Genomic DNA, 25192 nt, shown 5'->3' with positions numbered 1-25192 from the left:
GGCCGACGGCGGTGGTCAGCGGGCGGTGCGTGCACCCTGGCGCTGCCAGGTGACGACCATGCGTCGCGCATATTGGATCGCTGCGACGTAGTGACCGACGAGCCCCAGGAGGATGGCCACGAACCCGACACCGCCGAACAGCCGGTAGAGACCCGACGTCGAATCCCCACCGCCCACGGCGAGTCCGCCGAGGAGCAGGAAGAAGCCGACGAACAGGAGGACGGTCCGGACCTTGCCCGCGACGCTCACCGGGACCTCGGGCGTCCCACGGAACGCGACGACGGCGATGAAGGCGAGCAGGAGGTCGGGGACGATCATGAGCACGAACACCTGCCAGGGGATGATCTGGGCGATGGCGAACGACGCGGCGACGACGACGACCGTCAGCCGATCGGCGACCCCGTCGAGCCAGGTGCCGAGCGCGGAGACCGTGCCCATGCGACGCGCGATCTGCCCGTCGGCGACATCGCTGAGGAACACGACGGCTCCGACGAAGAGCGCCGCCCAGTAGAGCCCGGCGATCACCAGGCCGGCGAAGACCGGGAGCAGGAGGATGCGCCCGGCCGTGATGGCGTTCGGCAGGTTCCTCCAGTCGTCGTCGGAGAACAGCTGTGTCCGCAGGCGCGCGAGCGGGGTCTTCTCGTGCAGGGTCACCGGGATCATCGCTTCGTCACCCGGGATGGCCTTCCCGCGACGACTCCGGACGATGGCGACGATCACGACCACGACTGCGACGATCACGAGCAGGATCCAGCCTCCTGCTCCGAGGTACCGCTGCACGACGTCGAGCGATGATCGGACGAGGAAGCCGACGCCGACGTACACCAGCGACCAGGTGAGGGCACCGCCGAGGGACGCGGGGAGGAACGCGCGGTACGGGACACGGGCGGCTCCGGCCGCAGCCGGGGTGAGCGTCCGGATCACGGGTACCAGGCGGGTCAGGAAGACCGCGAGCGCCCCTCGGCGCTCCAGCGCCTCGACCGCGCGGTCCCAGTTACCGACGCCCAGGCGGCGGATCACCTTCGTGGAACGCATGCGCGGACCGAACCGGCGGCCCAGGAGGTAACCGACGTGGTCGCCGAGCGAACCTCCGACGGCCACGACGAGGAGCATCACCAGTGCCGCCGTCGGGCTGTCGAGCGTCGCGGACAGGAGCAGCACGATCGTCTCGCCGGGCACGAAGAAGCCGAGTCCGAGTCCCGACTCGACGAACGCGAACAGCAATCCGAACACCCACACCACCGGGTCGGGCAGCACGGAGGCGATGTCGTTCACCCACCCGATGATGTCCACGGATCCCCGTTCAGCAGTGCGAACCGCGCTCCCGGGCGGGGCGCGGCTCGCCCAAGTCTACGGATGAGCCGCGCCCTCCCGTCCCCGAGGGCCACCCGGGACGGTCATTCGCCGGACAGCTCGTCCCGGTTCGCGCGGCGGCGACGCAGGACGGCCGCGGTGACGACACCCGCGGCACCGAGCACGAAGAGGGCTCCTGCTGCGACGATCCACGGCATCGCGTCAGCACCGGTCGAGGGCAGACGACCCGAGCCACTCGGAACGGCCGGGTCGCTCGGGTTCGCCGACGGCACGGGTACTGCGGCGTCGGGAACGAGGACGAAGGCCGGCACCGAGGCCACGGAACCGTCTGCGGCGACGACCACGGTCGCCGTCGTGGCGCCCTCGGCGGTGTAGCCCTCCGGAACCGTCACGGACACCTGGTAGGAGCCTGGCGCGAGACCGTCGAGGTCGTAGGCGCCCTCGACGTCCGTCGTGAGGTCGACCGGGCCGGCCGGGTTCTCGACGGTGACGGCGACATCGGCGACCGGAGCGCCGGCGTCCGTCTCGACCGTTCCGGCGAGGCCGCCGAGCACCGCGTCGGCGACGAGCACGAAGGTGGGCACCGTCTGGACCGCGCCGTCCGTGCCGACGACGACGGTGGCGGTCGTGGCGCCGCCCGCGGGCACGGAGTACCCGGCCGGGACGGTCAGCGTGACCTCGTAGCTGCCCGGCGCCAGGTCGGCGAGCCCGTAAGACCCCTCGGCCGTCGTGGTCAGGGCGACCGGGCCGCCCGGCGTCGTCACCGTGACCGTCGCTGCGGGCACCGGGGCGTCGGTGTCCGTCCGCACGTCGCCGATGACGGTGCCGAGTCGGGCGAGCTCGAAGTCGACCGCGTCGAGATCGGTGCCGGCGAGCTCCTCCTCCCGGGTGGCCGCTCCGGAGACGACGTACCCCTCCGGGGCGACGACCGAGACCGCGTAGGACCCCGCAGACAGGAGTGGGAAGCGGTAGGAACCGTCGGCTGCCGTGACGGCGCTCTCGACACCGTTCGGACCGTCGACGCTCACGGTGACGCCGGCCACACCGACCCCGCCGGACGAGATCACCCCACCGAGACTGGGGTTCGCGACGAGCACGAAGTCCTGCTCGGTGATGGGAGTCTCGCTGCCGGCCGGGACCGTGAAGACGTTCGGCGGGCTCTGCACCGCGTAGCCCGCGGGCGGCGTGATGACGACCGTGTGGTCGCCGACCGGCACGGTGTCGAAGAGGTAGTTCCCGTCGGTGTCGGTGGTGACGCTGCCGACGCCGTCGATGGTGACCGTGGCTCCGACGATCGGCGCACCGTCCGTGTCGAGCGCGGTGCCGGACACGGCGACGGGCACGATGTCACGGACGGTGAAGTCCGCGACGGCGTCGGCGTCCGTGAGGTCCGCGGCGGCTCGTGCGGGACCGACGGCGATCTTGCCGGTCGGCGGGACGAGCTGCACGGTGTAGCCGTCGGTCGCGAAGTAGCCAGCGAAGGCGTACGCACCGCCTCCGGCGGTCGTGGTCGACGCCACGACCCGACCGTCGCGGTCGATGAGCCGGACGCCGACACCGTCCAGCGGGCCGCTGGTCTGGTCGGTCACGGTGCCGGTCACGTCACGTGCGATCGACGCGAACCACGCCTGGTAGACCGGCGCGCCCGACCGCTGCCGGAACGAGAAGGTGAGGCTGGAGATCGGCGCTGAGGGCTCGAACCACCCTGCCGCGCCGGCGGTGTCCGATGCGGCGTCATTGCCGCGGAGCACCTGCGTCGCCGGGTCCCAGGTGGGGACGTCCGTCGCGGAACCGGTGCAGGACGGCTTGCCGACCAGGCCCGGAGCGCAGTAGTTGAAGCCTCCGTTGAACCCGAGCTCGTCGGGGGTGAGTGCCGAGCCGTCGGGCCCGATCGCCGTCACGGTGACCTGGTCGGCGTCGATGTCGCCGAGGACGAAGGTCCAGCCGGACGGCGGTGTCGGCGACGCGAATGAGTAGGTCGTGGTCGAGGGCGACGCCGCGTTGTTCGCCTTCGGTCGGAGGTTCAGGTAGGGCTGATCGCGGCTGCTGCCGTACTTCGCGCCGACCGGGGTCGACGCCGCCAGCCAGGTCGAGGCGCCCGAGATGACGCCGATGCCACCGCCCCCGACCGAGTCGCTCGTCAACGCCGCGGTGAGGGCGGGCTGACCGGCCAGGGTCATCGTGCCCTGATACGACCCCGATCCACCGGAGAACGTGGGCCACGTCGCCCAGCTCGAGGTGGTCGCGGCAGACGCCGCCGGGACGGCTGCGGTAAGAGCGAGCGCGGAGGCTCCGAGCAGGGCGAGCACAGCGGCTCCGATGCGACGGGTCATGGGCGTCAGGATAAACACACATCTGTCGCCTGCGGAAGCCCTGTGTCCCGTTTCCGAGGGTCAGCCCGAACCGTGGTAACGACGGCGACGGCACCGGAGACCCATGAGGTGGGCGCGCAGGATCATCCCGCGGGAGGACGGGAGATCGGGCGCACGGGCGACGCGCACCGGCGGCGATCCGAGGAGGCTGGAACCATCAACCGATCAGCTCCGCACACCGCGGAGACAGCTCCGCACACCGCGGAGGAAGCTCCGCCACCGCGGAGGAAGGAAACCCACCTCATGTCCGCCTCAGCCACCACCGAGTCCACCACGATCTCGCCCGCCGAGGACGTGACCCTGGCAGACGCCCCGACCGAAGCCTTCGGCTCCGAACCCCTCACCCAGGCCACGCCCGTGCAGGAGGTCGCACCGACACAGCCGACGACCCCCGTGCCCCTCGCACCCGCACCTGCCGCGACGGCCGCCGACCGCGAGAGCTCCACCCAAACGCTGTCGATCATCGCGTTCGCCCTGTCGATCGCCGCGGTCGTCGCGCCGTCATTCGTCCTCCTGCCGATCGCCTCGCTCGTGCTCGGCATCATCGCGCTCGCCCGCAAGCCGAAGTCGAAGGGCTTCGCCCTCACCGCGGTCATCATCTCCGGCACCATGCTGGCCCTGGCGCTGATCGTCGCCGCCGGCGCAGCCCTGCTGCTCGGAGTGTCGGTGATCAGCAGCGGCTACGCCGGCTGACCCGATCTCCCACCCGACGCCCGTCCGCTCCTCGAGCGGGCGGGCGTCGTGTCGTGTCCCCCGGACATGCCGATCAGCCGTTGATTGTTACACAATCCTGCGGCAAGCTGTCCCCATGACCCGTTCGCCTACGGAGACCCCGAGGACCGTCAGCAGCACCGCCGCAGGGCGCCTGCCCGTCGCCGCCGCGATCCTGGCCGCCGTGTGCTTCGGGACGACGGGGACGGCTCACGCGCTCCTGCCGATCGAGGTGGGTTCGGTCGCCTTCGGCGCCGCACGCATCGTCTTCGGCGGGGCGCTCCTCGTCCTCGTCCGGGTGGCGCTCGCCCACCGCTCCACGTCCACGAGGCCGTCTCGAACCCGCGCAGCGGAACTCGGGAGGCCCGCCCTGATCGTCGCCGTCGTCGTCGGCACGATCGGTGTCACGACGTACCAGCCGTTCTTCTTCCTCGGAGCGGAACGCAACGGTGTCGCGATCGGGACCCTCACCGCGCTCGGCTCCGCACCGGCCATCACCGGCCTCCTCGAATGGGCGATCCACCGCCGGCGCCCGAGCGGCCGCTGGTTCCTGGCAACGATCGTCGCCGCAGCCGGAGTCGCCGTCTTGTCCGGGGTGACGGGCGGCGGGATCGGGACCGTCTCGGTGGACGGGCTGCTCGCGTCCGTCGGAGCCGGAGCCTCGTACGCCCTGTACACGCTCTGCAGTAAGGCACTCATCGAGCACGGGTGGACACCGCTCGGCACCATGGCGGCGCTCTTCGGCGCAGCGGCGCTCGTCTCGGTGCCGATCCTCCTCACCACCGAGACGGCCTGGATCCTCACCGCGCCCGGCGCCCTCGCGGTCGCGTGGCTCGCGCTCGTGAACACGGTGGCGGGGTACCTGCTGTTCGGCTACGCGCTCGGCGGGCTGCCCGCGTCTCGAGTCGCGACGCTCACGCTGTTCGAACCCCTGACGGCGACGCTCCTCGGCATCCTGCTCCTCGGCGAGTCCTTCGGGTCGTCCACCGTCGTCGGCGCCGCGCTGCTCGTGGCCGGACTCGCGATCCTCGTCGTGCCGAAGCGCACCGATCGTCGCGAGGTCGCCGGATGACCGCGGTCGACGCCGTCGCCGACGCGCTCCGGGAGGACATCCTCGACGGACGGCTCGGCGCGGACGAGCCGTTGCGGGAGACCGCCCTCACCACCCGGTTCGGCGTCAACCGGCACACCGTCCGAGCGGCGCTCCAGGCGCTCGCGGCGGAGCGCCTCGTCACATTCGAGGCCTACCGCGGTGCTCGGGTGCGGTCGTTCAGCGATGCGGACGTGCTCGCCCTCATGGAGTACCGGACGGCGGTCGAGGCCGAGGCGGTCCGGCTGCTGCGAACGCGCGCGGAACCGTCGTCGCGCCCACCTGACTCGATCATCACGGCGCACGACAGCCTCCGACGCATCTGCATCGACCGACCCGGCGATCACCGTGCCATCGAGGTCGCGCACGCCGAGCTGCACCACGCGATCGTCGCCGCGGCCCGGAGCCCCCGACTCAGCGAGGCGCACGCTGCCCTGCTCGCCGAGCTCGGCCTGTTCATGGTGCAGCTCCGAAGCGTCCTCCCGCCAGAGGAACTCATCGACCAGCACGACCGACTCGTCGACGCGCTCATCGGCGACCACGGCGAGGAGGAGCTCCGCGCCCATCTCGCGCACTCGGCGGAGCAGCTCATCGCACTCCGCCGGCCGGCCCCCTGAGGCGCCCAGTCCGGTCCCTGAGCCACCCCTTCCGGTCCCGGAGTGACCCCTTCCGGTCCCTGAACGACCCCGTCCGGTCCCTGAGCTTGTCGAAGGGCACCCCGTCCGCTCCGGTCCCTGAGCGACCCATTCCGGTCCCTGAGCGACCCCGTCCGGTCCCTGAGCGTGTCGAAGGGCGCCCCGTCAGCTCCGGTCCCTGAGCCACCCCTTCCGGTCCCTGAGCCACCCCTTCCGGTCCCTGAGCTTGTCGAAGGGCGCCCCGTCAGCTCCGGTCCCTGAGCGACCCTTTCCGGTCCCTGAGCTTGTCGAAGGGCGCCTCGACAAGCTCGGCGACCGGGTGCGGCTCGGTCACCGGATGGAACTCGACGACCGCGGAGGGGCCGTCAACCTCGCGTCGAGGTGACCGCCTCCGGCCGCGTCCCGGTGGCGTCCGCCGCCGGCCGGACCGCGGGGTGCTCCTCGGACGGACCCGACCACGGCAGCGTCACCGTGAACGTGGTGCCGGCGGATGACGAGGCGACCTCGATCGAGCCTTCGTGGCCTTCGGCGATGGACAGCGCGATCGCCAGGCCGAGGCCCGTACTGCCGGCGGCACGCGAGCGCGACGAGTCCGCCCGGGCGAATCGGTCGAAGAGCTCGGGGAGGAAGGCCTCGTCGATGCCGGGTCCGTCGTCGGCGATCGTCAGCGAGGCGCGCTGCGGCTCGTCGGGACTCTTCGGTGCACTGATACGGGTGACCACGGAGGTGCCGGCCGGGGTGTGCACGGCTGCGTTCGACAGCAGGTTCACGACGAGCTGGTGGAGACGCTCGCGGTCGCCCAGCACGATGATCGCGCGCTCGGGCACGTCGACCGACCAGTGATGCGCCGGTGCCGAGACGGCCGCGTCACTCACGGCGGCAGCCACGAGGTCACTCAGGTCGACGTCGTCGAGGTGCAGGTCCTGGCCCTCGTCGAGACGCGCCAACAGGAGCAACTCACTGACGAGCGAACTCATCCGGGTCGCCTCCGACTCGATGCGGGCGAGCGCGTGCTCCGTCATGGGCGGGAGGCTCTCGCTGTCCTGACGGGTGAGCTCCGCGTAGCCCTGGATCGCGGCGAGTGGCGTCCGGAGTTCGTGGCTCGCGTCGGTGACGAACCGGCGCATGCGCTTGTCGGTCGCGGCTCGGACGGCGAGTGCGCGGTCGACGTGGTCGATGAGGCCGTTGAGCGCCTCGCCCACCTTGCCGATCTCCGTCCGAGGATCGGTGTCGGCCTGATCGACCCGTACGTCGATCCCGGTGTCGCCGCGCTCGAGTTGCAGCGTGGACACCTCCTCGGCGGCGGCGGCCACGCGGGACAACGGTCGGAGCCCGAGGCGGACCACGATGATCGCCCCGATGATGGTGACCGCGAGCGCGAGGACGGCGAGGATCGCGATGACGATCGCCTCCTGCTGCACGGCTGCACGCGGGGTGGCGAGCGAGACGCCGGCCACGAGGGTCTCGCCGTCGCCGTGGTCGAGGAAGTCGAGCCGGTACCCGCCGAGCGAACCCAACTCGATGTTCTGTCGCTCGGAGCTGTCGGCCGCGACGGCCTCCTCGATGAGCGCCTTCGTCCGCACGTCGAGCGCCGTCGCGTTGGACTGGGTGAAACGCGCGGAGTCGACGACTCCACCGTCCGCGACGAGCGCGATGAGCGTGCCGGGACCGTGGCCGACGTAGTCCACGAACGGCTTGACGTAGCCGGGCTCGCCGCGCGTGGCATCGGGGTCGACCACGGCTCCGGCACCGGCCTGCTGGTCGTGGAACTTCACCACGGAGTGCTCGAAAGCCTCCATGGATCCGGTGAGCTGGGTGTCGACGACGGCCGTGACCGACCCTTCGACCGTGACGATCGTGAGGATGCCCGACACCGCGAGGACCGCGGCGATGACCGCCGCGATGCCCGTCACCAACCGTCGCTGGAGAGTCCACGGGTGCCGCCGGTTCGCCCGAGGTGTCGGCACGCCCGCAGTCGGAACCGATGCGGTGCTCATTCGACCGGCCGCAGCACGTACCCGACACCGCGGACGGTGTGGATCATCGGCGCCCGGTCGGCGTCGATCTTCTTGCGGAGGTAGGAGACGTAGAGGTCGACGATGCTGGCCTTGCCGGCGAAGTCGTAGTTCCACACGCGGTCGAGGATCTGGGCACGACTCAGCACGCGCTTCGGGTTGCGCATGAAGTAGCGGAGCAGTTCGAACTCGGTCGTCGTGAGCGCCACCGGCTCGCCGTCGCGGCTGACCTCGTAGCTGCGCTCGTCGAGGAAGAGTCCGCCGATCGTGATGCGGGAATCGTCGTCGGACACGACGTGCGCGGTGCGGCGGAGGAGACCACGGAGGCGGGCCACGAGCTCCTCGAGCGAGAACGGCTTCGTCATGTAGTCGTCGCCGCCGGCGGTGAGGCCCATGATGCGGTCGTCCACCGAGTCGCGAGCGGTGAGGAACAGCGTCGGGGTGCCCGATTCCGGCTCCGCCTGCGAGAAGCTGCGAAGCTGGCGCAGGACGCTCAGCCCGTCCATGTCGGGCAGCATGATGTCGAGGACCACGACGTCGGGACGTTCCGTGCGGTAGCGCTGGACAGCCTCGCGACCGTTGGTGGCGACGTCCACGACCCATCCCTCGTAGCCGAGGGCCAGGCTCACGAGGTCGGTCAGGACCGCTTCGTCGTCGACGAGGAGGACGCGGATGGGTGAACCGTCGGCCCGGTACATCCGCGGTAGCTTGGCGAGGACCGCCCGGCGGCGCCCCGAGTCGACGATCTGCGTTGGCAGGTCGGAGGGCATGGGTCGATTATCCGTCGTCGAGCTGCGAGGCGCGGGAGCGACGGGCGATTCATAGAGGCCTCATATCTTTTCAGGCCGAGCCCATGGGCGCGGTGCCTACCGTGGAGGGCATGACCCGAGCAGAGCCCCTGGGCACGTCGTTCGCCCCCCGCCGTCGTCGGACGGCCGGAGCGACGGCCGAGCCCGCGGACCGGGTCCGGAGCGGCCTCGCCGCCGCGGTCCGTGCGCTGCGTCCTCTGTTCCCGGCAGGCGTCTCACGTCCTCGGTTCCTCCGCGGGCCGCGGATCGAGGCCCCGGTCGACGCGCACCCGATCCGCACCGACCGTCTGGTCCTGCGTCGTCACCGGCTGGAGGATGCCGACGCCTGGTACCGCATCCAGTCCACGCCCGAGGTCGTCGAGCACCTGCCGTGGCCCGTCCGCGACCGGGAGGCGTCCCGCGAACACCTGCGTCACCGCGTCCGGCACAGTCGTCTCTGGCAGTCGGGCGACTTCCTCGCCCTGGCCGTCGAGCACGACGGGCGGCTCGTCGGAGACGTCTCCCTGCACCTCCGCGACGTCCAGCCCGCAGAGCGCTCGGTCGAGATCGGATGGGTCCTCGACCCCGCCGTCGGCGGACGCGGTCTCGCGAGCGAGGCTTCGGCGGCGATGATCGACCTGGCCTTCCGCGAGCTCGGGGCGAAGACCGTGACGGCCGTCATCGAGCCGGAGAACATCAGGTCCATCGCCCTCGCCGAGCGGCTCGGCTTCCTCCGGGTGGCCGCACCGCGCCGGTCGTCGAGCATCACCTTCGCGATCACGCCCTCGCTCCTCGCCGCACGTCGTGCGGAACGGACGGCGGGCAGCACCGGCCGGAGCTGATCGCCCGTCCGGGCGGCCGAACCTGCCGGGGCCGTGTCTCCCCCACACGCACCTCGGCAGGTTCAGCCGCCTGGACGGGCGTCTCTGCTTCGCTCCCGTTCCGCTCCTCCACCCGGCGCCTCCCCCGCCTGCCTGTCACTTCCCCCAACTCAGGATCGGCGCGGCGCGTCGCGGCCCTGGCCCTCGATCGGACGGCGACACGCCGCAGCGGTCCTGAGTTAGGGCACTGCCAGGGTTTCGGTCGGTTCCAATATCCTATAGGATTATCGCGATGTGCCGGCTCGTGCCGGATCGACGGACTCGATGACGAGGAGATGCAGATGACCAGGCTCTGGAACCGACCGGCCGACTTCGCGGATGAGATGGTGGACGGCTTCGTCCGGGCCAACGGACGCTGGGTACGCAAGGTCTCCGGCGGGGTGTCGCGCTCCACGAAGTCCGCGGAACCGGAGGTCGCCCTCGTGATCGGTGGCGGATCCGGGCACTACCCCGCCTTCGCCGGCCTCGTCGGACCGGGACTCGCCCACGGTGCGGCCATGGGCAACCTCTTCGCATCACCGTCGGCACACCAGGTGGAGAGCGTCGTCCGCGCGAGCGAACAGGGTCGGGGTGTCCTCCTCAGCTACGGCAACTACGCCGGCGACGTGTTGCACTTCACCGCCGCCCAGGACGCCGTGCGCGCCGACGGCATCGACTGCCGCACCGTCACCGTGACCGACGACATCTTCAGCGCCCCGCCAACCGAACTCGAGAAGCGGCGCGGGATCGCGGGCGACCTCACCGTCTTCAAGGTCGCGGGTGGCGCTGCTTCTGGTGGGTACTCCATCGACGACGTCGAGCGCGTGGCGATCCTGGCCAACGCCCGGACCCGTTCGATGGGCGTCGCGTTCTCCGGGTGCACGCTACCCGGCGCCGACGAACCGTTGTTCTCCGTGCCGGAGGGACGCATGGCCGTCGGGCTCGGCATCCACGGCGAGCCGGGCATCGACGAGACCGACATCCCCTCCGCGGACGGACTGGCGGAGCTGTTCGTGCACCACCTCCTGAACGAGGCCGAGATCCCGGAGGGCGTCACGCCGAACGGCGCACGCGTCGTCCCGATCCTCAACGGCCTCGGCTCCGTGAAGTCGGAGGAGCTGTTCGTCGTCTACGACCGCATCGCCTCCCTGCTGGAGGACGCCGGGATCACCCTCGTCGACCCCCAGGTCGGTGAGTTCTGCACGAGCTTCGACATGGCCGGCGTCTCACTCACCCTGCTCTGGGTGGACGAGGAGCTGGAGCGACTGTGGAGTGCTGCTGCGGACACGCCCGCGTTCCGCACGGGCGCCGTCGACTCCGGCGCACTCGAGACCGTCGCCGCCGACGACACCGAGGATGTCGCCTTCGTCGTGCCGGACGCTTCGCCCGAGTCGCAGGAGTCGGCGGCCGTCGTGGCCGACGCGATCTCCGCGATCCAGGAGCTCCTCGCGGAGCACGCGGACGAGCTGGGACGCCTCGACGCCATCGTCGGCGACGGCGACCACGGCATCGGCATGGACCGCGGGGCGACCGCCGCTGCCACCGAGGCCGAGCGCCTGCGTGAGGCCGGTGCCGGCGTCGCGACCCTGCTCGACCGCTCGGGCGACGCCTGGTCCGACCGCGCCGGTGGGACCTCGGGCGCCCTGTGGGGCGTCATGCTGCGCACCCTCGGCGAGCGCCTCGGCGACGCCGAGCGCCCGACCGCCACCGCCGTGAGCGAGGGCGTGACCGCCGCCAAGGACGCCGTCATGCGCTACGGCAAGGCCTCTGTCGGCGACAAGACGCTCGTCGACGCCCTCGTCCCGTTCGCCGACACGCTCGCAGAACGCGTCACCGCCGGCGACGACCTCTCCACCGCCTGGACGACGGCGGCGGCAGCGGCAACCACCGCGGCACACGACACGGCCGGTCTCATGCCCGGCATGGGCCGAGCCCGCTCGCACGGCTCGAAGGCCGTCGGCGTCGAGGACCCCGGAGCCGTCTCCCTCGCCCTCATCGTCGAACGCGTCGGCACCCTGCTCGCCGAGCGCTGACGCCCGGTCCACCGACAGAAGACCCGCTCCCTGCACAAACACACCGCTCCCTGCACAAACACCCCGCTCCCTGCACAGACACCCCGCTCCCTGAAGCGACACACCGGTCCCTGAGCCTGTCGAAGGGCCAACCACGAAAGGCACACCATGACCCGCACCTGGCGAATCGTCATCGGCTCCGATGACGCCGGTTACGACTACAAGGAGATCCTGAAGCGCGACCTCGAGGCGAGCGACCTGGTCGCCTCCGTGGTCGACGTCGGGGTCGACGCCGACGGCCACACCAACTACCCGACGGTCGCGGTGACCGCGGCCGAGATCGTCGCCCGCGGCGAGGCCGACCGCGCGCTGCTCATCTGCGGCACGGGCCTCGGCGTCGCGATCGCGGCGAACAAGGTCCAGGGCATCCGAGCCGTCACCGCGCACGACGGCTTCTCCGTCGAACGTGGAGTGCTCTCGAACGACGCCCAGGTGCTCTGCATGGGCCAGCGCGTCGTCGGCATCGAACTCGCCCGCCGCAACGTGCGCGAGTGGCTCACCTACGAGTTCGACGCCTCGAGCGCGTCGAACGACAAGGTGCAGGAGATCAGCGCATACGAAGCGTCCTGATGTCAGGACGTCCCAGACTCGTCGGCGTGAGCCTGAAGATGTACTTCGGGCACGCGCAGACGCTCGACTGGTGCTCGGTCGTCGCGGGGGTGTCGGCCGAGCACCACGCACTCCGATCCGGCGCTGCGGAGCTGTTCGTCATCCCCGGATACCTCTCGGTGACCGGCGCGGTCGAGCGGCTCCGCGGCGTCGCAGCCGTGGGGGCTCAGGACCTCGCGACCGAGGACACCGGGGCGTTCACCGGCGAGGTGAGCGGCGCAGAGCTCCGCGAGGTCGGCTGCGAGGTCGTCGAGGTCGGGCACGCGGAGCGACGCCGACTGTTCGGCGAGACGCCCGACGTCGTCCGCGCGAAGACGACCGCAGCGCTCCGCAACGGTCTCGCGCCCGTGCTGTGCATCGGTGAGGCCGAGCACGGCGACGCCGAGGTGGCAGCCACGGAATGCGTCGCACAGCTGGACGACGCCCTGGCAGGGGCGGTCGCCGCCGGGATCGTGGGCCGCGTCATCGTCGCCTACGAACCGCACTGGGCCATCGGCGCCACCGAGGCCGCGAGTCCAGCCCACATCCGCGCGGTGTGCCTCCGGCTGCGCGGCCACCTCGACGCGCTCGCCACGATGGGTCTGGTCGACACCTCCTCGGCCGTCATCTACGGTGGGAGCGCCGGACCTGGCCTACTCACGACGATCGGCGACGCGGTCGACGGGGTCTTCCTCGGCCGCTTCGCCCACGATCCGGCAGCCCTCTCGCTGGTGCTCGACGAGGTGGACGGCCTCGACCGCGCGGGCTCCGACCTGCCGCGATGACGCCTGGCGGCCCCGTAAACTGGTCCTCGACGATCATCGCGGCCGCTCGACCGGAGGTTCCCCTCCGTGACGACGCCTCGAGCACACCCTTCGGAGGCTGCCGTGGTTGATGCCGTCTTCCCACTCGGCGCCTCCTCCTCGCTCGAACGCCGCGGTCTGCGCGACCGCGTCTACGAGCTGGTGCTCGACATGCTCCTGAGCTCCGGCATCGAACCGGGTGCCCGCCTGTCGATCGACGCCATCGCCCGCGACCTCGACGTCTCGCCGACTCCGGTCCGCGAGGCACTCGTCCAGCTGGAGCGCACCGGACTCGTCACCCGGGTCACCCACAAGGGCTACCGGGTGGCACCACCGCTGGCCGACGACCAGCTCGAGTCGCTGTTCGACGCCCGCATCGTGCTCGAGAGTGGCGCAACGGCGCTGGCCGCCGCCCACGCCGACGAGCTCGTCCCGGCCCTCGAGGTCGCCCTCGAGCAGCACGTCGAGATGACCGCCAGGGTGCGCGCCGCGGCGTCGGCCGGCGAGATCCCCGTCGCGCTCCTCCGCGAGTACTTCGCGGTGGACTGGAACTTCCACCACCTCATCTTCGAGGGCACCCGCAACCCGTTCCTCCTCGACATGTCCGAGGGCATCTCCACCCGCGTGCACCGCATGCGCCAGACGGTCGAGACGGGCGTCACCGACGCCGACCAGGCGGTCGTCGAGCACCGCGCCATCCTCGACGCGTTCTCCGAGGGCCCCGACGCCGCCGCGGCGGCCATGCGCTCACACATCGAGCTCGTGCGCACCCGCGCCCGCAGCGACGCCGAGCACTGAGCCACCCTTCGACAGGCTAGGGACCGGGGTCTGGCAACCGCAGGGCCGGGCACACACCCTTCGACAGGCTCAGGGACCGAGTCCTCCGATCCCCGAGCCGCCCTCCTCCGGTCCCCGAGCCGCCCTCCTCCGATCCCCGAGCCCCCCTCCTCCGGTCCCCGAGCCGCCCTCCTCCGGTCCCTGAGCCTGTCGAAGGGCGCAGAACGGGGCCGACCGCCTGAGCGATCGACCCCGTCCGGGCGTTGCGTCGTGACTAGTGCGCCGTGCGGTTCACCGTCGTCTCGAGCAGCTCGTCCGCCTTCGCCCCACGGAAGAACCGGGTGCAGTAGAGCATCGCGGCCGCGAGGAAGGCGAACACCCCGAGCGAGACCACGCCCCACACGCCGCTGTCGGTCGGCACGCTCTCGTTGATGCCGGTGCGCATGATCGGGGCGACGAAGCCGCCGAGGTTACCGAGCGAGTTGATGAGGCCGATGCCCGCCGCCGCAGCCGTGCCGGTGAGGAACGCCGTCGGGTAGGCCCACGTGATCGGCCCGACCGAGAGGAAGCTCGCCACCGCGATGGTGATGAACAGGATGCCGAGGATCGGCTGGTTGTTCGCACCCGCCCAGGCCGAGGCCAGGATGAAGACGCCGGTAGAGATGTAGAACATCGTTCCCCAGGTGCGACGACGGACGACCGTGTTCGCGTTCCGGCCCACGTAGTAACAGGCGAACAGACCCACGAGCCACGGGATGGCCGCCACGAGACCGACCTGCCAGCCGACGTCCTGGCCGATGAGGTTCGCCACCTGCTGCGGGAGGTAGAACGTCGTGCCGTACACCGCGATCTGCAGGCAGAAGTAGATGATGGTGAAGTACCACACCTTCCAACTCGTCATCGCCTTCGCGATACCGGTCGGGCCGTCCGACTGCCGCACGGTGTCCTCGCGTTCCATCGCGGCCGTCAACGAGTCCTTCTCCTGTTGGTCCAGCCACTTCGCCTGCTGTGGCGAGTTGGTGAGGAAGTACAGCGCCGCGAACCCGGCCAGGATCGCCAGCATGCCTTCGGCGAAGAACATCACCTGCCAGCCGTGCCACGGGGTGAGGGCGTCACCGAAGCTGATGAGGCCACCGCTCAGCGGGGCGCCGAGCATCTGCGAGAACGGCTGCGCCAGGTAGAAGATCGAGAACATCTGGACGCGGACCTTGTTCGGGAACCACTCCGACAGGAACATGATGACGCCGGGGAAGAGCCCGGCCTCGGTCACGCCGAGCAGGAAGCGCAGGACGATGAACATCGTGTCGTTCGTGGTGAATGCGAAGGCCGCTGCGACGATGCCCCAGGTCACCGCGATGCGGGCGAGCCAGAACCGGGCGCCGAACTTCTTCAGCAGCAGGTTGCTCGGGATCTCGAAGATCGCGTAGCCGATGAAGAAGATCCCGGCGCCGAGGGCGAAGGCACCGTTCGAGATGCCGCGGTCGACGCTGAGCGCCTCCTCGGCGAAGCCGACGTTCGTGCGGTCCAGGAACGCGACGAAGTACAGGATGACGAGCATCGGCATGAGGTGCTTCGACGCCTTGCGGATCGCCGACTTCAGCGCGGGATCGTTGGTCGATCCGATCGCCGGCGGATTGGGTGTGGACAAGACACTCTCCTTTGAGATGACTGGTGCTGTAGGTCGTACTGGGCGTCCCGCTCGCCGAGCTTGTCGAGGCGCACTTCGACAGGCTCAGTGACCGGGAAGGGTGTGGTCAGGAGACCATCGAAGGGATGATCATCCAGAGGCCGATGCCGACGAAGACGACGCCGAGGCCGAGGAAGATCAACCGGGATTTGGTCCACTGACCGGTGAGGTGCTGCATGGTGCTGCTCCGTTCGCTCGTGGTGCGTGTGGTGGATCAGTGCATGTAGAGGCCGCCGTCGACGTTCAGCGTCTGACCGGTGACGAAGCCGGCGTCCTCACTGATGAGGTAGGCGATGGCGGCGGCGATGTCGCGTGGGGTGCCAATGCGAGGCAGGACGCCGTCGGCGGCCATGGCCGCCTTGCGCTCTTCGGTGAGGGTGCCGCCCATGATGTCGGTGTCGATGGGTCCGGGCGAGATGGCGTTGACCGTGATGCCGTCGTGGCCGAGCTCGCGGGCGACGCTGCGGGTGAAGCCGATCACGCCGGCCTTCGCCGCCGAGTAGGCCGTCTTGCTGAAGGTGCCGCCGCCACGCTGGGCGGAGACGGACGACAGGCTGACGACGCGACCGACGCCGTTCGACACCATCGATTCGACCGCACGGCGGGTCGTGTAGTGGACGCCGTTGAGGTTGATGTCGATGACGCGCTTCCACTCGTCGGCGCTCACCTCGAGGTAGGGCACGGGTGAGGCGACACCCGCGAGGTTCACGAGGGCGACGAGCTGCGGGAGGGCGGCCTCGAGCGCGTCGAACGCGGCACGCACCTGCGCCTCGTCGGCGACGTTCGCACCGGCGCCGGCCGCCTGCACGCCGTGCTGCTCCGCGATCTCGGCGGCGACCGCCTGCGCCGCAGCCTCGTCGAGGTCGATGATCCCGATGTTCCAGCCGAGTTCGGCGAGGTGGTGGGCGGAGGCGCGACCGATGCCGCGCGGGGAGGCTGCGCCGGTGAGGACGACGGTCTTGGATTCGGGGAAGGAGGTGGCGGTCATGGCCGGCCTTTCTGCGTGGAGTGGTGAAGTCTGGTGTCCGATCGAGTCGGACGTTGCGCCAGGTCGGTGCGGCGCTCAGTTGATGGGCGCGGGGCCGAGCTCGTCCATGAGCTGCTTGATCGCGACGTACGCCTTGTTGCGGTAGGCGATCAGCTCGGGGGTGCGGTCGGCCGGGACGTCGAGGTAGCCGGCACCCGACTTGGTGCCGAACTTGCCGGCGTCGACGAGCTCCTTGAGGGAGTCGGGCGTGGCGAACCGTTCGGGCCACCGGGTCTGGAGCGACGCGTAGCAGAACGAGTACACGTCGAGTCCGGCCATGTCGGCGATCGCGAAGGGGCCGAAGACGGGGAGCCGGAAGCCGAAGGTGGTGCGGACGATCGTGTCGATGTCCTCGGGCGTCGCGACGCCCTCCTCGACGAGTTGCGTCGCCTCGTGGAACAGCGCGTACTGCAGACGGTTGAGCACGAAGCCGGTGGCGTCCTTGACGCGGGCGGTCTCCTTGCCGGTCGCTGCGACGATCTCCTCGACGGTGGCGATCGCCGCATCGGCGGTGGTCTCGTGCGGGATGAGTTCGACACCGGGGATGAACGGGGCCGGGTTCGAGAAGTGGACGCCGAGGAACCGCTCCGGGTTCGTGACGGCCTCGGCGAGCGAACCGATGAGGATGGTCGAGGTGTTCGAGCCGATGATGGCGTCGGGCGAGGCTGCGGCGCTGATGCGACGGAGGGTCTCGTGCTTGATCTCGATCTTCTCGGGGACGGCCTCCTCGATGAAGTCGGCTCCGGTGACGGCCTCCTCGATGGAGGCGGCGGGCGAGACGTTGGCGCGGATCCGCTCCACGGCGTCGGCGGGGAAGAGGCCGTCGGCGACGAACTGCTCGGCCTCGGCGATGAGGCGGTCGTAGTTCTTGCGCGCGATCTCCTCGGAGATGTCGGCGATGCGGACGGTGGCGCCGGACAGCGCGAGCACCTGGGCGATGCCGCCGCCCATGTACCCCGATCCGACGACGGCGATGGTGTGTGTGGTCATGATGAAGCTCTCCTGTGGTCGTCTGGATCAGGCCTGCGGCAGCAGGGTCCTGATGTACTTCTGGTTGGTGGAGCACATGCCGAGGCTGTCGCCGCCGTAGTGCTCGGCCAGGATGATGCCGTTGAAGCCGAGGTCGACGGCGTCGCGGAAGACCTGGCGGTAGTTGATGAGTCCGGCGTCCATGGTGGACGGCACGGACGTCGCCCAGCTGCCGTCGGCCGCCTCGTCGCGGGTGTAGTTCTTCACGTGCATGTAGTTGGCGTACGGCAGGGTCTTGGCGAACAGCTCGCGCCAGTCCTCCACCGGGCGGTGCAGGCGGATGAGGTTCGCGACGTCGGGGTTCAGGCCGACGTTGTCGAGCCCGACCTCCTCCACGAACCGGACCGCGCTGTCGGCGGTGCCGAGGTAGGTGTCCTCGTAGAGCTCGAGTGCGAGCGGCAGGCCCACGTCGGCCGCGTGCTTGCCGAGCTCGCGGATGCGGCTGACGGCGGCGTTCCAGACGTCGGGGTCGTCGGGGTCCTTCGGGCCCTGCGCGGTCCAGAACCACAGCGCCTTGCGCTGCGCGTCGTTGAAGGGCTGGTGCAGGCCGGTGGAGAAGACCTGCATCCCCCACTCGGCGGCGGCGTCGATCGTGCGGTGCGCGTACTCGAGGTTGCGCTCCTCGTGGCCAGGCATGATCACGCTCTGCCGCTGGAGGTGGACGGACGGGACGCCGACGCCGTGCGACTTCGCGATGGCGAGGAACTCGTCACGACGGGACGGTTCGAGGTCGGCGGGCCGGACGTGGCTGTCGGGCAGTTCGGCGAGGGTGAACCCGACGCCGGCGACCTGCGCGAAGAGGTCGTCCCAGGCTTCGGGTTCCGCGTCGTGCAGGGACACGCCGTTGCGGTCGACGGGTGGGATGCCGTGCAGACAGGTGGCGATAGGCCAGGTGTCGGCGGTCCAGCGGGGTGTCGACGCGGTCGCGGTCGTATCCGTCATGATGCTCCATTGCGCTCAGGGACTGCTCGGGGCTGGTGCTCCCGGTGAAAAAGATCCTATAGGAAATAGTAAAGCGTTTCCACGAATGCGCAAGGGCACTTCGACAGGCTCAGTGACCGGCGGAGGGGGGCTCAGTGACCGGCGGAGCGGGAAGCCCAGCGAGCGGCGGAGCGGGAAGCCCAGCGAGCGGCGGAGCGGGAAGCCCAGCGAGCGGCGGAGCGGGAAGCCCAGCGAGCGGCGGAGCGGGAGGCTCGGCGAGCGGCGGAGCGGGAGGCGAGCTTCCGGTGGCCGAGTGTGCCCGGCCACCGAGCTCGTCGAGGTGCCACTTCGGGGCTCAGCCGCCGAGGACGTCCCAGTCCTCGTCGTCCGCGTCGGCGATACCGCCCGCGATGAACGCCTCGCCGGCCTCGGTGGCGCGATCGCGCACACCGACCAGCAGCTCTTCGAGCGAACCGGCCGAGAGGAACCGCATCTGGTCGATCTCGCTCACCGGGGCGATGCCCGCGAGCTGCCACGACGACTCCAGCGGATCGTCGGCGAGTTCCACGACCGAGGCCCACTGCTGCTCACTGAACTCGCTGGCCACGGCGAGCGAACGCCGCACCGCCGCCTCGGTCTCGTCCCGCAGCCGCTCCCAGCGCTCGTCCCACTCCAGGTCCTCGAGCGCGCGGATCTCGGCGCGCGGGTACGGGTCGTCGGGCAACCAGTCGGTCACCTCGAACCGCTGGCCGCCCTCGGCGATCACCGCGACGAACCCCTCGCCGCCGTCGACCTCGACGATCTCGGCCACCGTCCCGGTGCGGAACCGGTGTTCACCGCCACCCGTCTCGCGGCCGCGCTCGATGAGCACCACGCCGAACGCCGGATCCTCCGCCTCGAGGAGGTGCGCCAGCATCGTGAGGTAGCGCTCCTCGAAGAGCCGCAGGGCGAGTGGCATGTGCGGGAACAGCACGGAGCCGAGTGGGAACATCGGCAGTTCGAGGACCGGGAGGCCGGATGCCCACGGCTCGGCACTGAAGGAGTCGGTCATGTCACTCTCCCTCCGTCTCGCAGGTCCCACCGGTTACCGCCCGGCGGACCGTCCACCCGAACCGTGCTGTGATCATAGTCGCCGGACACCGGAGGCGACTCAGTCGCCGAGGACCGCTCGCAGCGCCTGGTCGAACCGGATCGCCCGATCGATTTCGACCGCCGTCTCGTAGTCGGCCCCACGCAGGGCGACGTGCAGCGGCCAGTCCACGTCGATGAACCCGATCCGCCGGTCGCCCTCGAAGACGCCGAAGCGGTCGGCCGCCAGCTGCTCCACCCAGGCGCGGCGGAGTTCGGACGTCTCGCTGCCGGTGGAGCCCATGGAACGACCTCTCTCGGCAGATGCAGCGACCGGGTCCGGACAACCCTCGAAGTATCTCGACCGTCTAGCTATCTCCGCCGTGCTTCATCATGACAGCACCGACGGCTGGTGGACAACTTTCTATCCGTCAAGCGAATGCCACCGACGACTGGAGGCATCGTTGCGAGATCGTGGCGCGATGGTCCGCGGATCTTCAGGAACCGTCCGTAGGATGCTGATCGTGGGGTGGAAGTGGCCGTGGGGACGCAAGCGCATCGTCGATGCGCCGGTCGATGCCGGGTCCGACCCCTATCTCCAGTACCTCGAATGGGTCCGCCTCGGCAAGCCGTCACTGGCATCACCCGACGATCCACCGCTGCAGTTCGACCCGCGGTTCGCGCCACGACTGGCCTCCGACGCCGTCAACTCCTCGCGCGCCGACGGCGTCTGAGCCTGCCCGTCCACGCACAGGACAGCGCCCGACACCGAAGTGCCGGGCGCCGTGGACGTGCTTACGCGGTGGCCTGTTCCGCGACCTCGGCACGGCGAGGGAGCTTCCAGCCCGGGCGCACGAAGTGGCAGGTGTAGCCCCACGGGATGCGCTCCAGGTAGTCCTGGTGCTCCGGCTCGGCTTCCCAGAACTCGGAGACCGGCTCGACCTCGGTGACGACCTTGCCGGGCCAGAGCCCTGAGGCGTCGACGTCGGCGATCGTGTCGCGTGCGACGCGCTCCTGCTCGGGCGAGGTGAAGAAGATCGCCGAGCGGTAGCTCATGCCGACGTCGTTGCCCTGACGGTTCTTCGTCGACGGGTCGTGGATCTGGAAGAAGAACTCCAGGAGCTCGCGGAAGGACAGCCTGCTCGGGTCGAAGACGACCTCGAGGGCCTCCGCGTGGGTGCCGTGGTTGCGGTAGGTGGCGTTGGCGACGTCGCCACCGCTGTAGCCCACGCGCGTCGACTTCACGCCCGGCATCTTCCGGACGAGGTCTTCCATGCCCCAGAAGCATCCGCCGGCCAGCACCGCGCGCTCGGTCGTCGTGCTCTGCTCGTCTGCTGCACTCATCGTGACTCCTCCTTCGTGCCGAGCACCGTGCGGGGTCCCCGCGTGCTCCGGTCTTCGGCTCCATGGTATGCAACAGCGTCCGCTTCCGGGCTGTTCCGGCCGGGGCTTGCACTCAGCGGTCGCACAGGTGTGCGGACGCGACGGCAGCCCTCAGACGGTCCGCTTGCGGCGGAGCTGCTTGATCGACTCATGGATCTCGGGGGCCAGCACCACGGCGCCCGACTGCTCCGACTGCTCGAGGGTGACCGCCTGCGCTTCGTCCGCCGCGGCGAACCAGGAGGCGATCGTCACGCCGTGGCCGGGTTGTCGGACGATCTCGATCGGGTCGCCCGCCTGCACCGTCCCACTCTTGAGCACTTTGAGGTAGGCACCGGGCCGTGCGGCGTCGGCGAAGCGCTTCACCCACCGTGGCTCGCCCAGGCGCCGCTGGAACGTGCCGCACGGGGTGCGCGGGCAGGTCACCTCGACGACGAGGGTGTCGCCGATCCGCCAGCGTTCACCGATCTCGGCACCGTTCACGTCGAGCCCCTGCGTGCGGAGGTTCTCGCCGAACAGCCCCGGCGTGATCTCCCGACCGAGCTCACCCTCCCAGAACCGCGCGTCCTCCTCGGCGTAGGCGTAGAGCGCCTTCGTCAGACCGCCGTGGTGTTTGCGATCGGCCTGCACGTCGCCGTACAGCCCCATCGGCCGCACGTGCAGCGGCTCGTCGACGGGCCGCTTGTCGATCGCGGTGACACCGATCGAGCCGTCGTCCATCTGGAGGGCTTCGACGCGACAGAGGGCGAGGAGTTCAGACATGGGACCAGTCTGCCGTGTCCTCCGCGACCGTCCGGACGATGGGGCCGGTGCGGCTCAGGCGGGGGCCCTGCGGAGCGGCCAGGCGGACTGGCTCAGGCGGACTCGCGGACGACGAGCGAGACACCCACCGAGCGTCGGACGGACGGCCCCGAGAGCGGGAGCGTGCCGGACATCATGCCGTCGAGCAGTTCGAGACTGTGCCGCGCGATGTCGCCCTTGTCGACGGCCACGCTCGTGAGCTCAGGGGTGACGAAGCGACCGAGGTCGAGTCCGTCGATGCCGATGACGGCCACGTCCTCCGGCACGCCGACCCCGGCACGGGCGAGTCCCTTGAGCACGCCGACCGCCATGACGTCGTTGAAGACGAGCACGGCGTCGACGTCGGGCATCGCGGCGCGGCACCGCAGGGCGGCCGAGACCCCGCCCTGGTGGGTGTCCTCCGCCCAGGTCTCGGACGCCTCCGACCACGGCAAGCCGTGCTCCTCGAGGAACGCTCGGTACGCGAGACGTCGTCCGGACGGTTCCGCCGAGGCGTCGATCATCGCGATCGACCGGCGCCCGGTCGCGATGAAATGGGCGAGCGCCTGCCGGATGCCGTCCTCGAAGTCGATGTCGACGCCCGCCACCTGCAGCGCGGGTTCCGAGCCGGACGGGTCCGCTCCGGCCTCGGACTCGTCTGAGCGGTGGTCGCCGAGGGAGACGAACGGGATCGTGGCGAAGGCGCCCTGGAGTGCTCCGTGGTCCGCGCCGTTGCGTCCGACGACCGCGTCGACCTGCCGTGCGAGTTCGGCGAGCTGCGCGCGTTCCGCGGCGGGGAGGTCCGGTCCACGATCCGCGGCGGCAGGCCGGTCGCCCGATGCGTTCGCCGCTCCCCCGACCTCGGCGACCAACACGGTCCATCCCCGCTCGGCCGCCTGCTGCACGAGGGCGGCCGCGAGCTCCGGGTAATAGGGGTTCCGCAGGTCGTCGACGACCAGTCCGAGCGTCGTCGTCCGGCCGCTCACCAGGTGCTGCGCGGCGCGGTTCGGACGATAGTTGAGCGAGGCCGCGACCTCGACGACCCGTTGCCTGGTGGCGTCGCTGACGTCGCGCATCCCGTTGAGCGCGCGGGTCACGGTCTGGCGCGAGACACCGGCGACCCGGGCGACGTCGATGATCGTCGCTCGCGCCGGAGCGTGATCGTCGCGGGGCCTGGTCATGGTCACATCGTACTGATACGCTCACACCGTGAACGTTCACGGTGACGTTCGCCACAGACCATCGCACCGCCGATCAACGTTGAGGAGCACCACCATATGGAACACGTCGCCTGGGGGATCATCGGACCCGGAACGATCGCCGAACGGTTCGCGACCGAGCTGCACGCGAGTCGCACCGGTCGACTCGCCGCCGTCGCCAGTCGTGACGCGTCGCGTGCCGAGGAGTTCGGCGAGCGCTTCGGCGACGGTACGGCTGCAGTCCGCGGATACGGCTCCGTCGCCGAGTTGCTGGCCGACCCCGACGTCGACGCGGTCTACATCGCGACCCCGCACACGGAGCACGTCCGGCTGGTCATCGAAGCGGCGGAAGCCGGCAAGCACATCGTCAGCGAGAAGCCCCTCTCGGTGAACCGCGCCGGTGCGATGCTCGCGATCGAGGCCGCCCGTCGTGCCGGCGTGTACCTCGCCGAGGCGTTCATGTACCGCTTCCACCCGCAGACGGCCAAGCTCGTCGAACTCGTGACGTCCGGCGCCATCGGCGAGGTCGAGCACATCGAGGCGTCCTTCGCGTTCGCCGCGAACCTGCCGGCCGAGCACCGGCTCATGAACCCGGAGCTGGCGGGCGGCGGCATCCTCGACGTCGGCGGCTACCCGGTCTCCATCGCGCGGCTCATCGCCGGCGCCGCCGTGGGCACGCCGTTCGCCGACCCGACGGAGGTCACCGGGAACGGCACCATCGGCTCCACCGGCGTCGACGAGTGGGCCAGCGCGTCGCTCGTCTTCCCGTCTGGCATCACGGCGCACGTCACGAGCGGCGTGCGCGTGCAGGACGACAACCGCGTCATCGTCACGGGCTCGACCGGTCAGATCATCGTGTCCGACCCGTGGTTGCCGTCGGTCGAGGACGGCTCGACGATCGAGGTCCGCACCATCTCGGGCACGGAGTCGATCCACATCCCCGGGGCACCGCAGTACGCGATCCAGGCCGACGCAGTCGCTGCGTTCGCCGACGCCGGTCAGGCGCCGCAGATGCGCTGGGCGGACTCGCTCGGCAACGCGGCGACCCTCGACCGCTGGCGCGAGGCGGTCGGCCTCGAGTACCCGTTCGAGTCGATCGACACCGACATCCCGACCGGTTCCGGCCGGCCGCTCGCCGTACGCGCCGAGCTCCCGATGCCGACCGGTCGCATCGCCGGCATCGACCGCGACATCTCGCGGCTCGTGATGGGTGTCGACAACCAGCAGACCCTGTCGCACGCGTCGGCGATGTTCGACGACTTCTTCGAGCGCGGCGGCAACGCCTTCGACACGGCCTGGCTGTACGGCGACGGCCTGCAGGAGCAGTTGCTCGGACGCTGGCTCGCGAACCGTGGCCTCCGCGACGACGTCGTCGTGATCGGCAAGGGTGCGCACACGCCGTTCTGCGACCCGGAGTCGATCTCGCGTCAGCTGTTCGAGAGCCTCGACCGGCTCGGCACCGACCACCTCGACCTGTACCTGATGCACCGCGACAACGTCGAGGTGCCGGTGGGCGAGTTCGTCGACGTGCTGAACGAGCACGCCGAGGCCGGTCGCATCCGTGCGTTCGGTGGCTCAAACTGGTCGATCGAGCGGTTCGAGGAGGCGAACGCCTATGCGGCGGCGAACGGGAAGCGGGGCTTCGCGGCGTTGAGCAACCACTTCGGTCTCGCTCGCGCCCTCGACGTGCCGTGGGCAGGATGTGTGGAGGTGACGGATCCGACGAGCCGCGCGTGGCTCGAGGAGACGAAGACGCCGCTGCTGCCGTGGTCGTCGCAGGCGCGCGGCTTCTTCACCGGGCGTGCCGAGCCCGAGGACCTGTCGGACCCGGATCTCGTGCGCTGCTACTACAGCGACGACAACTTCGAGCGGTTGGCCCGCGCCCGGCAGCTGGGCTCTGAGCTGGGTGTCGCACCGACCGCGATCGCCCTGGCCTATGTGCTGGCGCAGGACTTCCCGACCTTCGCCCTCATCGGGCCGCGGTCCATCGAGGAGACGCGTTCGTCGACCGACGCCCTGTCCCTGAAGCTGACCCCGGAGCAGGTCGCCTGGCTCGACCTCCGGGTCTGATCCGTT

General features: G+C 70.3%; 23 protein-coding genes. 10 read left to right on the top strand and 13 right to left on the bottom strand.

The window, feature by feature from the left end; genetic code table 11:
- Nucleotides 1-15: 15 nt before the first annotated feature.
- Both B9Y95_RS17835 and B9Y95_RS17830 read right to left on the bottom strand, forming a co-directional pair.
- Nucleotides 16-1293, bottom strand: coding sequence for a CDP-alcohol phosphatidyltransferase family protein (locus B9Y95_RS17835; protein ID WP_085513958.1), 1278 nt, complete (start codon nucleotides 1291-1293; stop codon nucleotides 16-18).
- A gap of 104 nt (nucleotides 1294-1397) precedes the next feature.
- Entirely contained in the window at nucleotides 1398-3647 is a 2250-nt protein-coding gene (locus tag B9Y95_RS17830; protein WP_085513956.1) for an LPXTG cell wall anchor domain-containing protein, read from the bottom strand.
- Nucleotides 3648-3929: 282 nt separating this feature from the next.
- Here B9Y95_RS17830 and B9Y95_RS17825 point away from each other — a divergent pair, with 282 nt between their 5' ends.
- From B9Y95_RS17825 to B9Y95_RS17815, 3 genes are all read left to right on the top strand, one after another.
- Entirely contained in the window at nucleotides 3930-4379 is a 450-nt protein-coding gene (locus tag B9Y95_RS17825; protein WP_085513954.1) for a hypothetical protein, read from the top strand.
- A gap of 115 nt (nucleotides 4380-4494) precedes the next feature.
- Nucleotides 4495-5469: a DMT family transporter gene (locus B9Y95_RS17820; RefSeq protein ID WP_085513953.1), complete on the top strand. Its 975-nt coding sequence runs from the start codon at nucleotides 4495-4497 to the stop codon at nucleotides 5467-5469.
- Complete coding sequence (locus B9Y95_RS17815; protein ID WP_085513951.1) at nucleotides 5466-6104, top strand: GntR family transcriptional regulator; 639 nt, start codon at nucleotides 5466-5468, stop codon at nucleotides 6102-6104. The genes B9Y95_RS17820 and B9Y95_RS17815 overlap by 4 nt, the downstream gene beginning before the upstream one ends.
- A 383-nt stretch (nucleotides 6105-6487) precedes the next feature.
- On the opposite strand, the gene B9Y95_RS17810 is transcribed toward B9Y95_RS17815, so the two are convergent.
- Entirely contained in the window at nucleotides 6488-8035 is a 1548-nt protein-coding gene (locus B9Y95_RS17810; protein ID WP_200811437.1) for a sensor histidine kinase, read from the bottom strand.
- A gap of 80 nt (nucleotides 8036-8115) precedes the next feature.
- On the bottom strand, nucleotides 8116-8907 hold the full coding sequence (locus B9Y95_RS17805; protein WP_085513947.1) for a response regulator transcription factor: 792 nt from the start codon (nucleotides 8905-8907) through the stop codon (nucleotides 8116-8118).
- A 110-nt stretch (nucleotides 8908-9017) separates the two neighbouring features.
- On the opposite strand from B9Y95_RS17805, the gene B9Y95_RS17800 reads away from it, so the two are divergent.
- The 5 genes from B9Y95_RS17800 (at nucleotide 9018) to B9Y95_RS17780 (ending at nucleotide 14046) form a co-directional block, all read left to right on the top strand.
- Entirely contained in the window at nucleotides 9018-9767 is a 750-nt protein-coding gene (locus B9Y95_RS17800; RefSeq protein ID WP_159453448.1) for a GNAT family N-acetyltransferase, read from the top strand.
- A 320-nt stretch (nucleotides 9768-10087) separates the two neighbouring features.
- On the top strand, nucleotides 10088-11818 hold the full coding sequence (locus B9Y95_RS17795) for a dihydroxyacetone kinase family protein (RefSeq protein ID WP_085514067.1): 1731 nt from the start codon (nucleotides 10088-10090) through the stop codon (nucleotides 11816-11818).
- A 147-nt stretch (nucleotides 11819-11965) separates the two neighbouring features.
- Nucleotides 11966-12427, top strand: coding sequence for a ribose-5-phosphate isomerase (locus B9Y95_RS17790; protein WP_071258616.1), 462 nt, complete (start codon nucleotides 11966-11968; stop codon nucleotides 12425-12427).
- 26 nt (nucleotides 12428-12453) lie between these two features.
- Nucleotides 12454-13230, top strand: a complete 777-nt coding sequence (locus B9Y95_RS17785) for a triose-phosphate isomerase family protein (protein WP_327083106.1) — start codon at nucleotides 12454-12456, stop codon at nucleotides 13228-13230.
- Between the two features lie 102 nt (nucleotides 13231-13332).
- Nucleotides 13333-14046, top strand: a complete 714-nt coding sequence (locus tag B9Y95_RS17780; protein WP_234994166.1) for a GntR family transcriptional regulator — start codon at nucleotides 13333-13335, stop codon at nucleotides 14044-14046.
- 253 nt (nucleotides 14047-14299) lie between these two features.
- Here B9Y95_RS17780 and B9Y95_RS17775 read toward each other — a convergent pair whose 3' ends face one another.
- The 6 genes from B9Y95_RS17775 to B9Y95_RS17750 all read right to left on the bottom strand — a co-directional run bounded on the left by B9Y95_RS17775 (nucleotide 14300) and on the right by B9Y95_RS17750 (nucleotide 20061).
- Nucleotides 14300-15673, bottom strand: a complete 1374-nt coding sequence (locus tag B9Y95_RS17775; RefSeq protein WP_234994165.1) for an MFS transporter — start codon at nucleotides 15671-15673, stop codon at nucleotides 14300-14302.
- A 253-nt stretch (nucleotides 15674-15926) separates the two neighbouring features.
- A complete protein-coding gene (locus B9Y95_RS17770) occupies nucleotides 15927-16700 on the bottom strand; it encodes an SDR family NAD(P)-dependent oxidoreductase (protein WP_085513941.1) in 774 nt (257 codons plus the stop codon).
- 75 nt (nucleotides 16701-16775) lie between these two features.
- Complete coding sequence (locus B9Y95_RS17765; protein WP_079706602.1) at nucleotides 16776-17729, bottom strand: 3-hydroxyacyl-CoA dehydrogenase family protein; 954 nt, start codon at nucleotides 17727-17729, stop codon at nucleotides 16776-16778.
- 27 nt (nucleotides 17730-17756) lie between these two features.
- Nucleotides 17757-18710 carry a sugar phosphate isomerase/epimerase family protein gene (locus tag B9Y95_RS17760; RefSeq protein WP_085513939.1) on the bottom strand — a complete coding sequence of 318 codons (954 nt, stop codon included), beginning with the start codon at nucleotides 18708-18710 and terminating at the stop codon, nucleotides 17757-17759.
- Nucleotides 18711-19044: 334 nt separating this feature from the next.
- Nucleotides 19045-19740, bottom strand: coding sequence for an LON peptidase substrate-binding domain-containing protein (locus B9Y95_RS17755; RefSeq protein ID WP_234994164.1), 696 nt, complete (start codon nucleotides 19738-19740; stop codon nucleotides 19045-19047).
- Between the two features lie 99 nt (nucleotides 19741-19839).
- Nucleotides 19840-20061, bottom strand: coding sequence for a hypothetical protein (locus B9Y95_RS17750; RefSeq protein WP_085513937.1), 222 nt, complete (start codon nucleotides 20059-20061; stop codon nucleotides 19840-19842).
- 220 nt (nucleotides 20062-20281) lie between these two features.
- Here B9Y95_RS17750 and B9Y95_RS17745 point away from each other — a divergent pair, with 220 nt between their 5' ends.
- The gene (locus tag B9Y95_RS17745; protein WP_124767435.1) at nucleotides 20282-20491 is read left to right on the top strand and encodes a hypothetical protein; all 210 of its coding nucleotides are present in this window, start codon (nucleotides 20282-20284) and stop codon (nucleotides 20489-20491) included.
- A gap of 61 nt (nucleotides 20492-20552) precedes the next feature.
- On the opposite strand, the gene msrA is transcribed toward B9Y95_RS17745, so the two are convergent.
- The 3 genes from msrA to B9Y95_RS17730 all read right to left on the bottom strand — a co-directional run bounded on the left by msrA (nucleotide 20553) and on the right by B9Y95_RS17730 (nucleotide 23098).
- Nucleotides 20553-21101, bottom strand: coding sequence for a peptide-methionine (S)-S-oxide reductase MsrA (msrA, locus tag B9Y95_RS17740; protein ID WP_085513935.1), 549 nt, complete (start codon nucleotides 21099-21101; stop codon nucleotides 20553-20555).
- Between the two features lie 150 nt (nucleotides 21102-21251).
- Nucleotides 21252-21899, bottom strand: coding sequence for an MOSC domain-containing protein (locus B9Y95_RS17735; protein WP_085513933.1), 648 nt, complete (start codon nucleotides 21897-21899; stop codon nucleotides 21252-21254).
- A gap of 92 nt (nucleotides 21900-21991) precedes the next feature.
- Nucleotides 21992-23098 (bottom strand): LacI family DNA-binding transcriptional regulator, encoded by a 1107-nt coding sequence (locus B9Y95_RS17730; protein WP_085513931.1) that lies wholly within the window; start codon nucleotides 23096-23098, stop codon nucleotides 21992-21994.
- A gap of 96 nt (nucleotides 23099-23194) precedes the next feature.
- Here B9Y95_RS17730 and B9Y95_RS17725 point away from each other — a divergent pair, with 96 nt between their 5' ends.
- Nucleotides 23195-25186, top strand: coding sequence for an aldo/keto reductase (locus B9Y95_RS17725; protein WP_085513929.1), 1992 nt, complete (start codon nucleotides 23195-23197; stop codon nucleotides 25184-25186).
- Nucleotides 25187-25192: the final 6 nt, after the last annotated feature.

The sequence above is a fragment of the Plantibacter flavus genome, from assembly GCF_900177615.1.
GTDB classification, from domain to species: Bacteria; Actinomycetota; Actinomycetes; order Actinomycetales; family Microbacteriaceae; genus Plantibacter; species Plantibacter flavus.
This window is presented reverse-complemented; position numbering and strand designations above follow the sequence as displayed.

Bases quoted from the DNA above. Each gene is read 5' to 3' on its own strand.
- B9Y95_RS17820 (WP_085513953.1), top strand. From the start codon at position 4,495: ATGACCCGTTCGCCTACGGAGACCCCGAGGACCGTCAGCAGCACCGCC.
- B9Y95_RS17805 (WP_085513947.1), bottom strand. From the start codon at position 8,907: ATGCCCTCCGACCTGCCAACGCAGATCGTCGACTCGGGGCGCCGCCGG.
- B9Y95_RS17800 (WP_159453448.1), top strand. From the start codon at position 9,018: ATGACCCGAGCAGAGCCCCTGGGCACGTCGTTCGCCCCCCGCCGTCGT.
- B9Y95_RS17795 (WP_085514067.1), top strand. From the start codon at position 10,088: ATGACCAGGCTCTGGAACCGACCGGCCGACTTCGCGGATGAGATGGTG.
- B9Y95_RS17735 (WP_085513933.1), bottom strand. From the start codon at position 21,899: ATGTCTGAACTCCTCGCCCTCTGTCGCGTCGAAGCCCTCCAGATGGAC.
- B9Y95_RS17760 (WP_085513939.1), bottom strand. From the start codon at position 18,710: ATGACGGATACGACCGCGACCGCGTCGACACCCCGCTGGACCGCCGAC.
- B9Y95_RS17725 (WP_085513929.1), top strand. From the start codon at position 23,195: ATGGAACACGTCGCCTGGGGGATCATCGGACCCGGAACGATCGCCGAA.
- B9Y95_RS17815 (WP_085513951.1), top strand. From the start codon at position 5,466: ATGACCGCGGTCGACGCCGTCGCCGACGCGCTCCGGGAGGACATCCTC.
- B9Y95_RS17730 (WP_085513931.1), bottom strand. From the start codon at position 23,098: ATGACCAGGCCCCGCGACGATCACGCTCCGGCGCGAGCGACGATCATC.
- B9Y95_RS17830 (WP_085513956.1), bottom strand. From the start codon at position 3,647: ATGACCCGTCGCATCGGAGCCGCTGTGCTCGCCCTGCTCGGAGCCTCC.
- B9Y95_RS17755 (WP_234994164.1), bottom strand. From the start codon at position 19,740: ATGACCGACTCCTTCAGTGCCGAGCCGTGGGCATCCGGCCTCCCGGTC.
- msrA (WP_085513935.1), bottom strand. From the start codon at position 21,101: ATGAGTGCAGCAGACGAGCAGAGCACGACGACCGAGCGCGCGGTGCTG.
- B9Y95_RS17765 (WP_079706602.1), bottom strand. From the start codon at position 17,729: ATGACCACACACACCATCGCCGTCGTCGGATCGGGGTACATGGGCGGC.
- B9Y95_RS17825 (WP_085513954.1), top strand. From the start codon at position 3,930: ATGTCCGCCTCAGCCACCACCGAGTCCACCACGATCTCGCCCGCCGAG.
- B9Y95_RS17770 (WP_085513941.1), bottom strand. From the start codon at position 16,700: ATGACCGCCACCTCCTTCCCCGAATCCAAGACCGTCGTCCTCACCGGC.
- B9Y95_RS17790 (WP_071258616.1), top strand. From the start codon at position 11,966: ATGACCCGCACCTGGCGAATCGTCATCGGCTCCGATGACGCCGGTTAC.
- B9Y95_RS17750 (WP_085513937.1), bottom strand. From the start codon at position 20,061: ATGGGCTCCACCGGCAGCGAGACGTCCGAACTCCGCCGCGCCTGGGTG.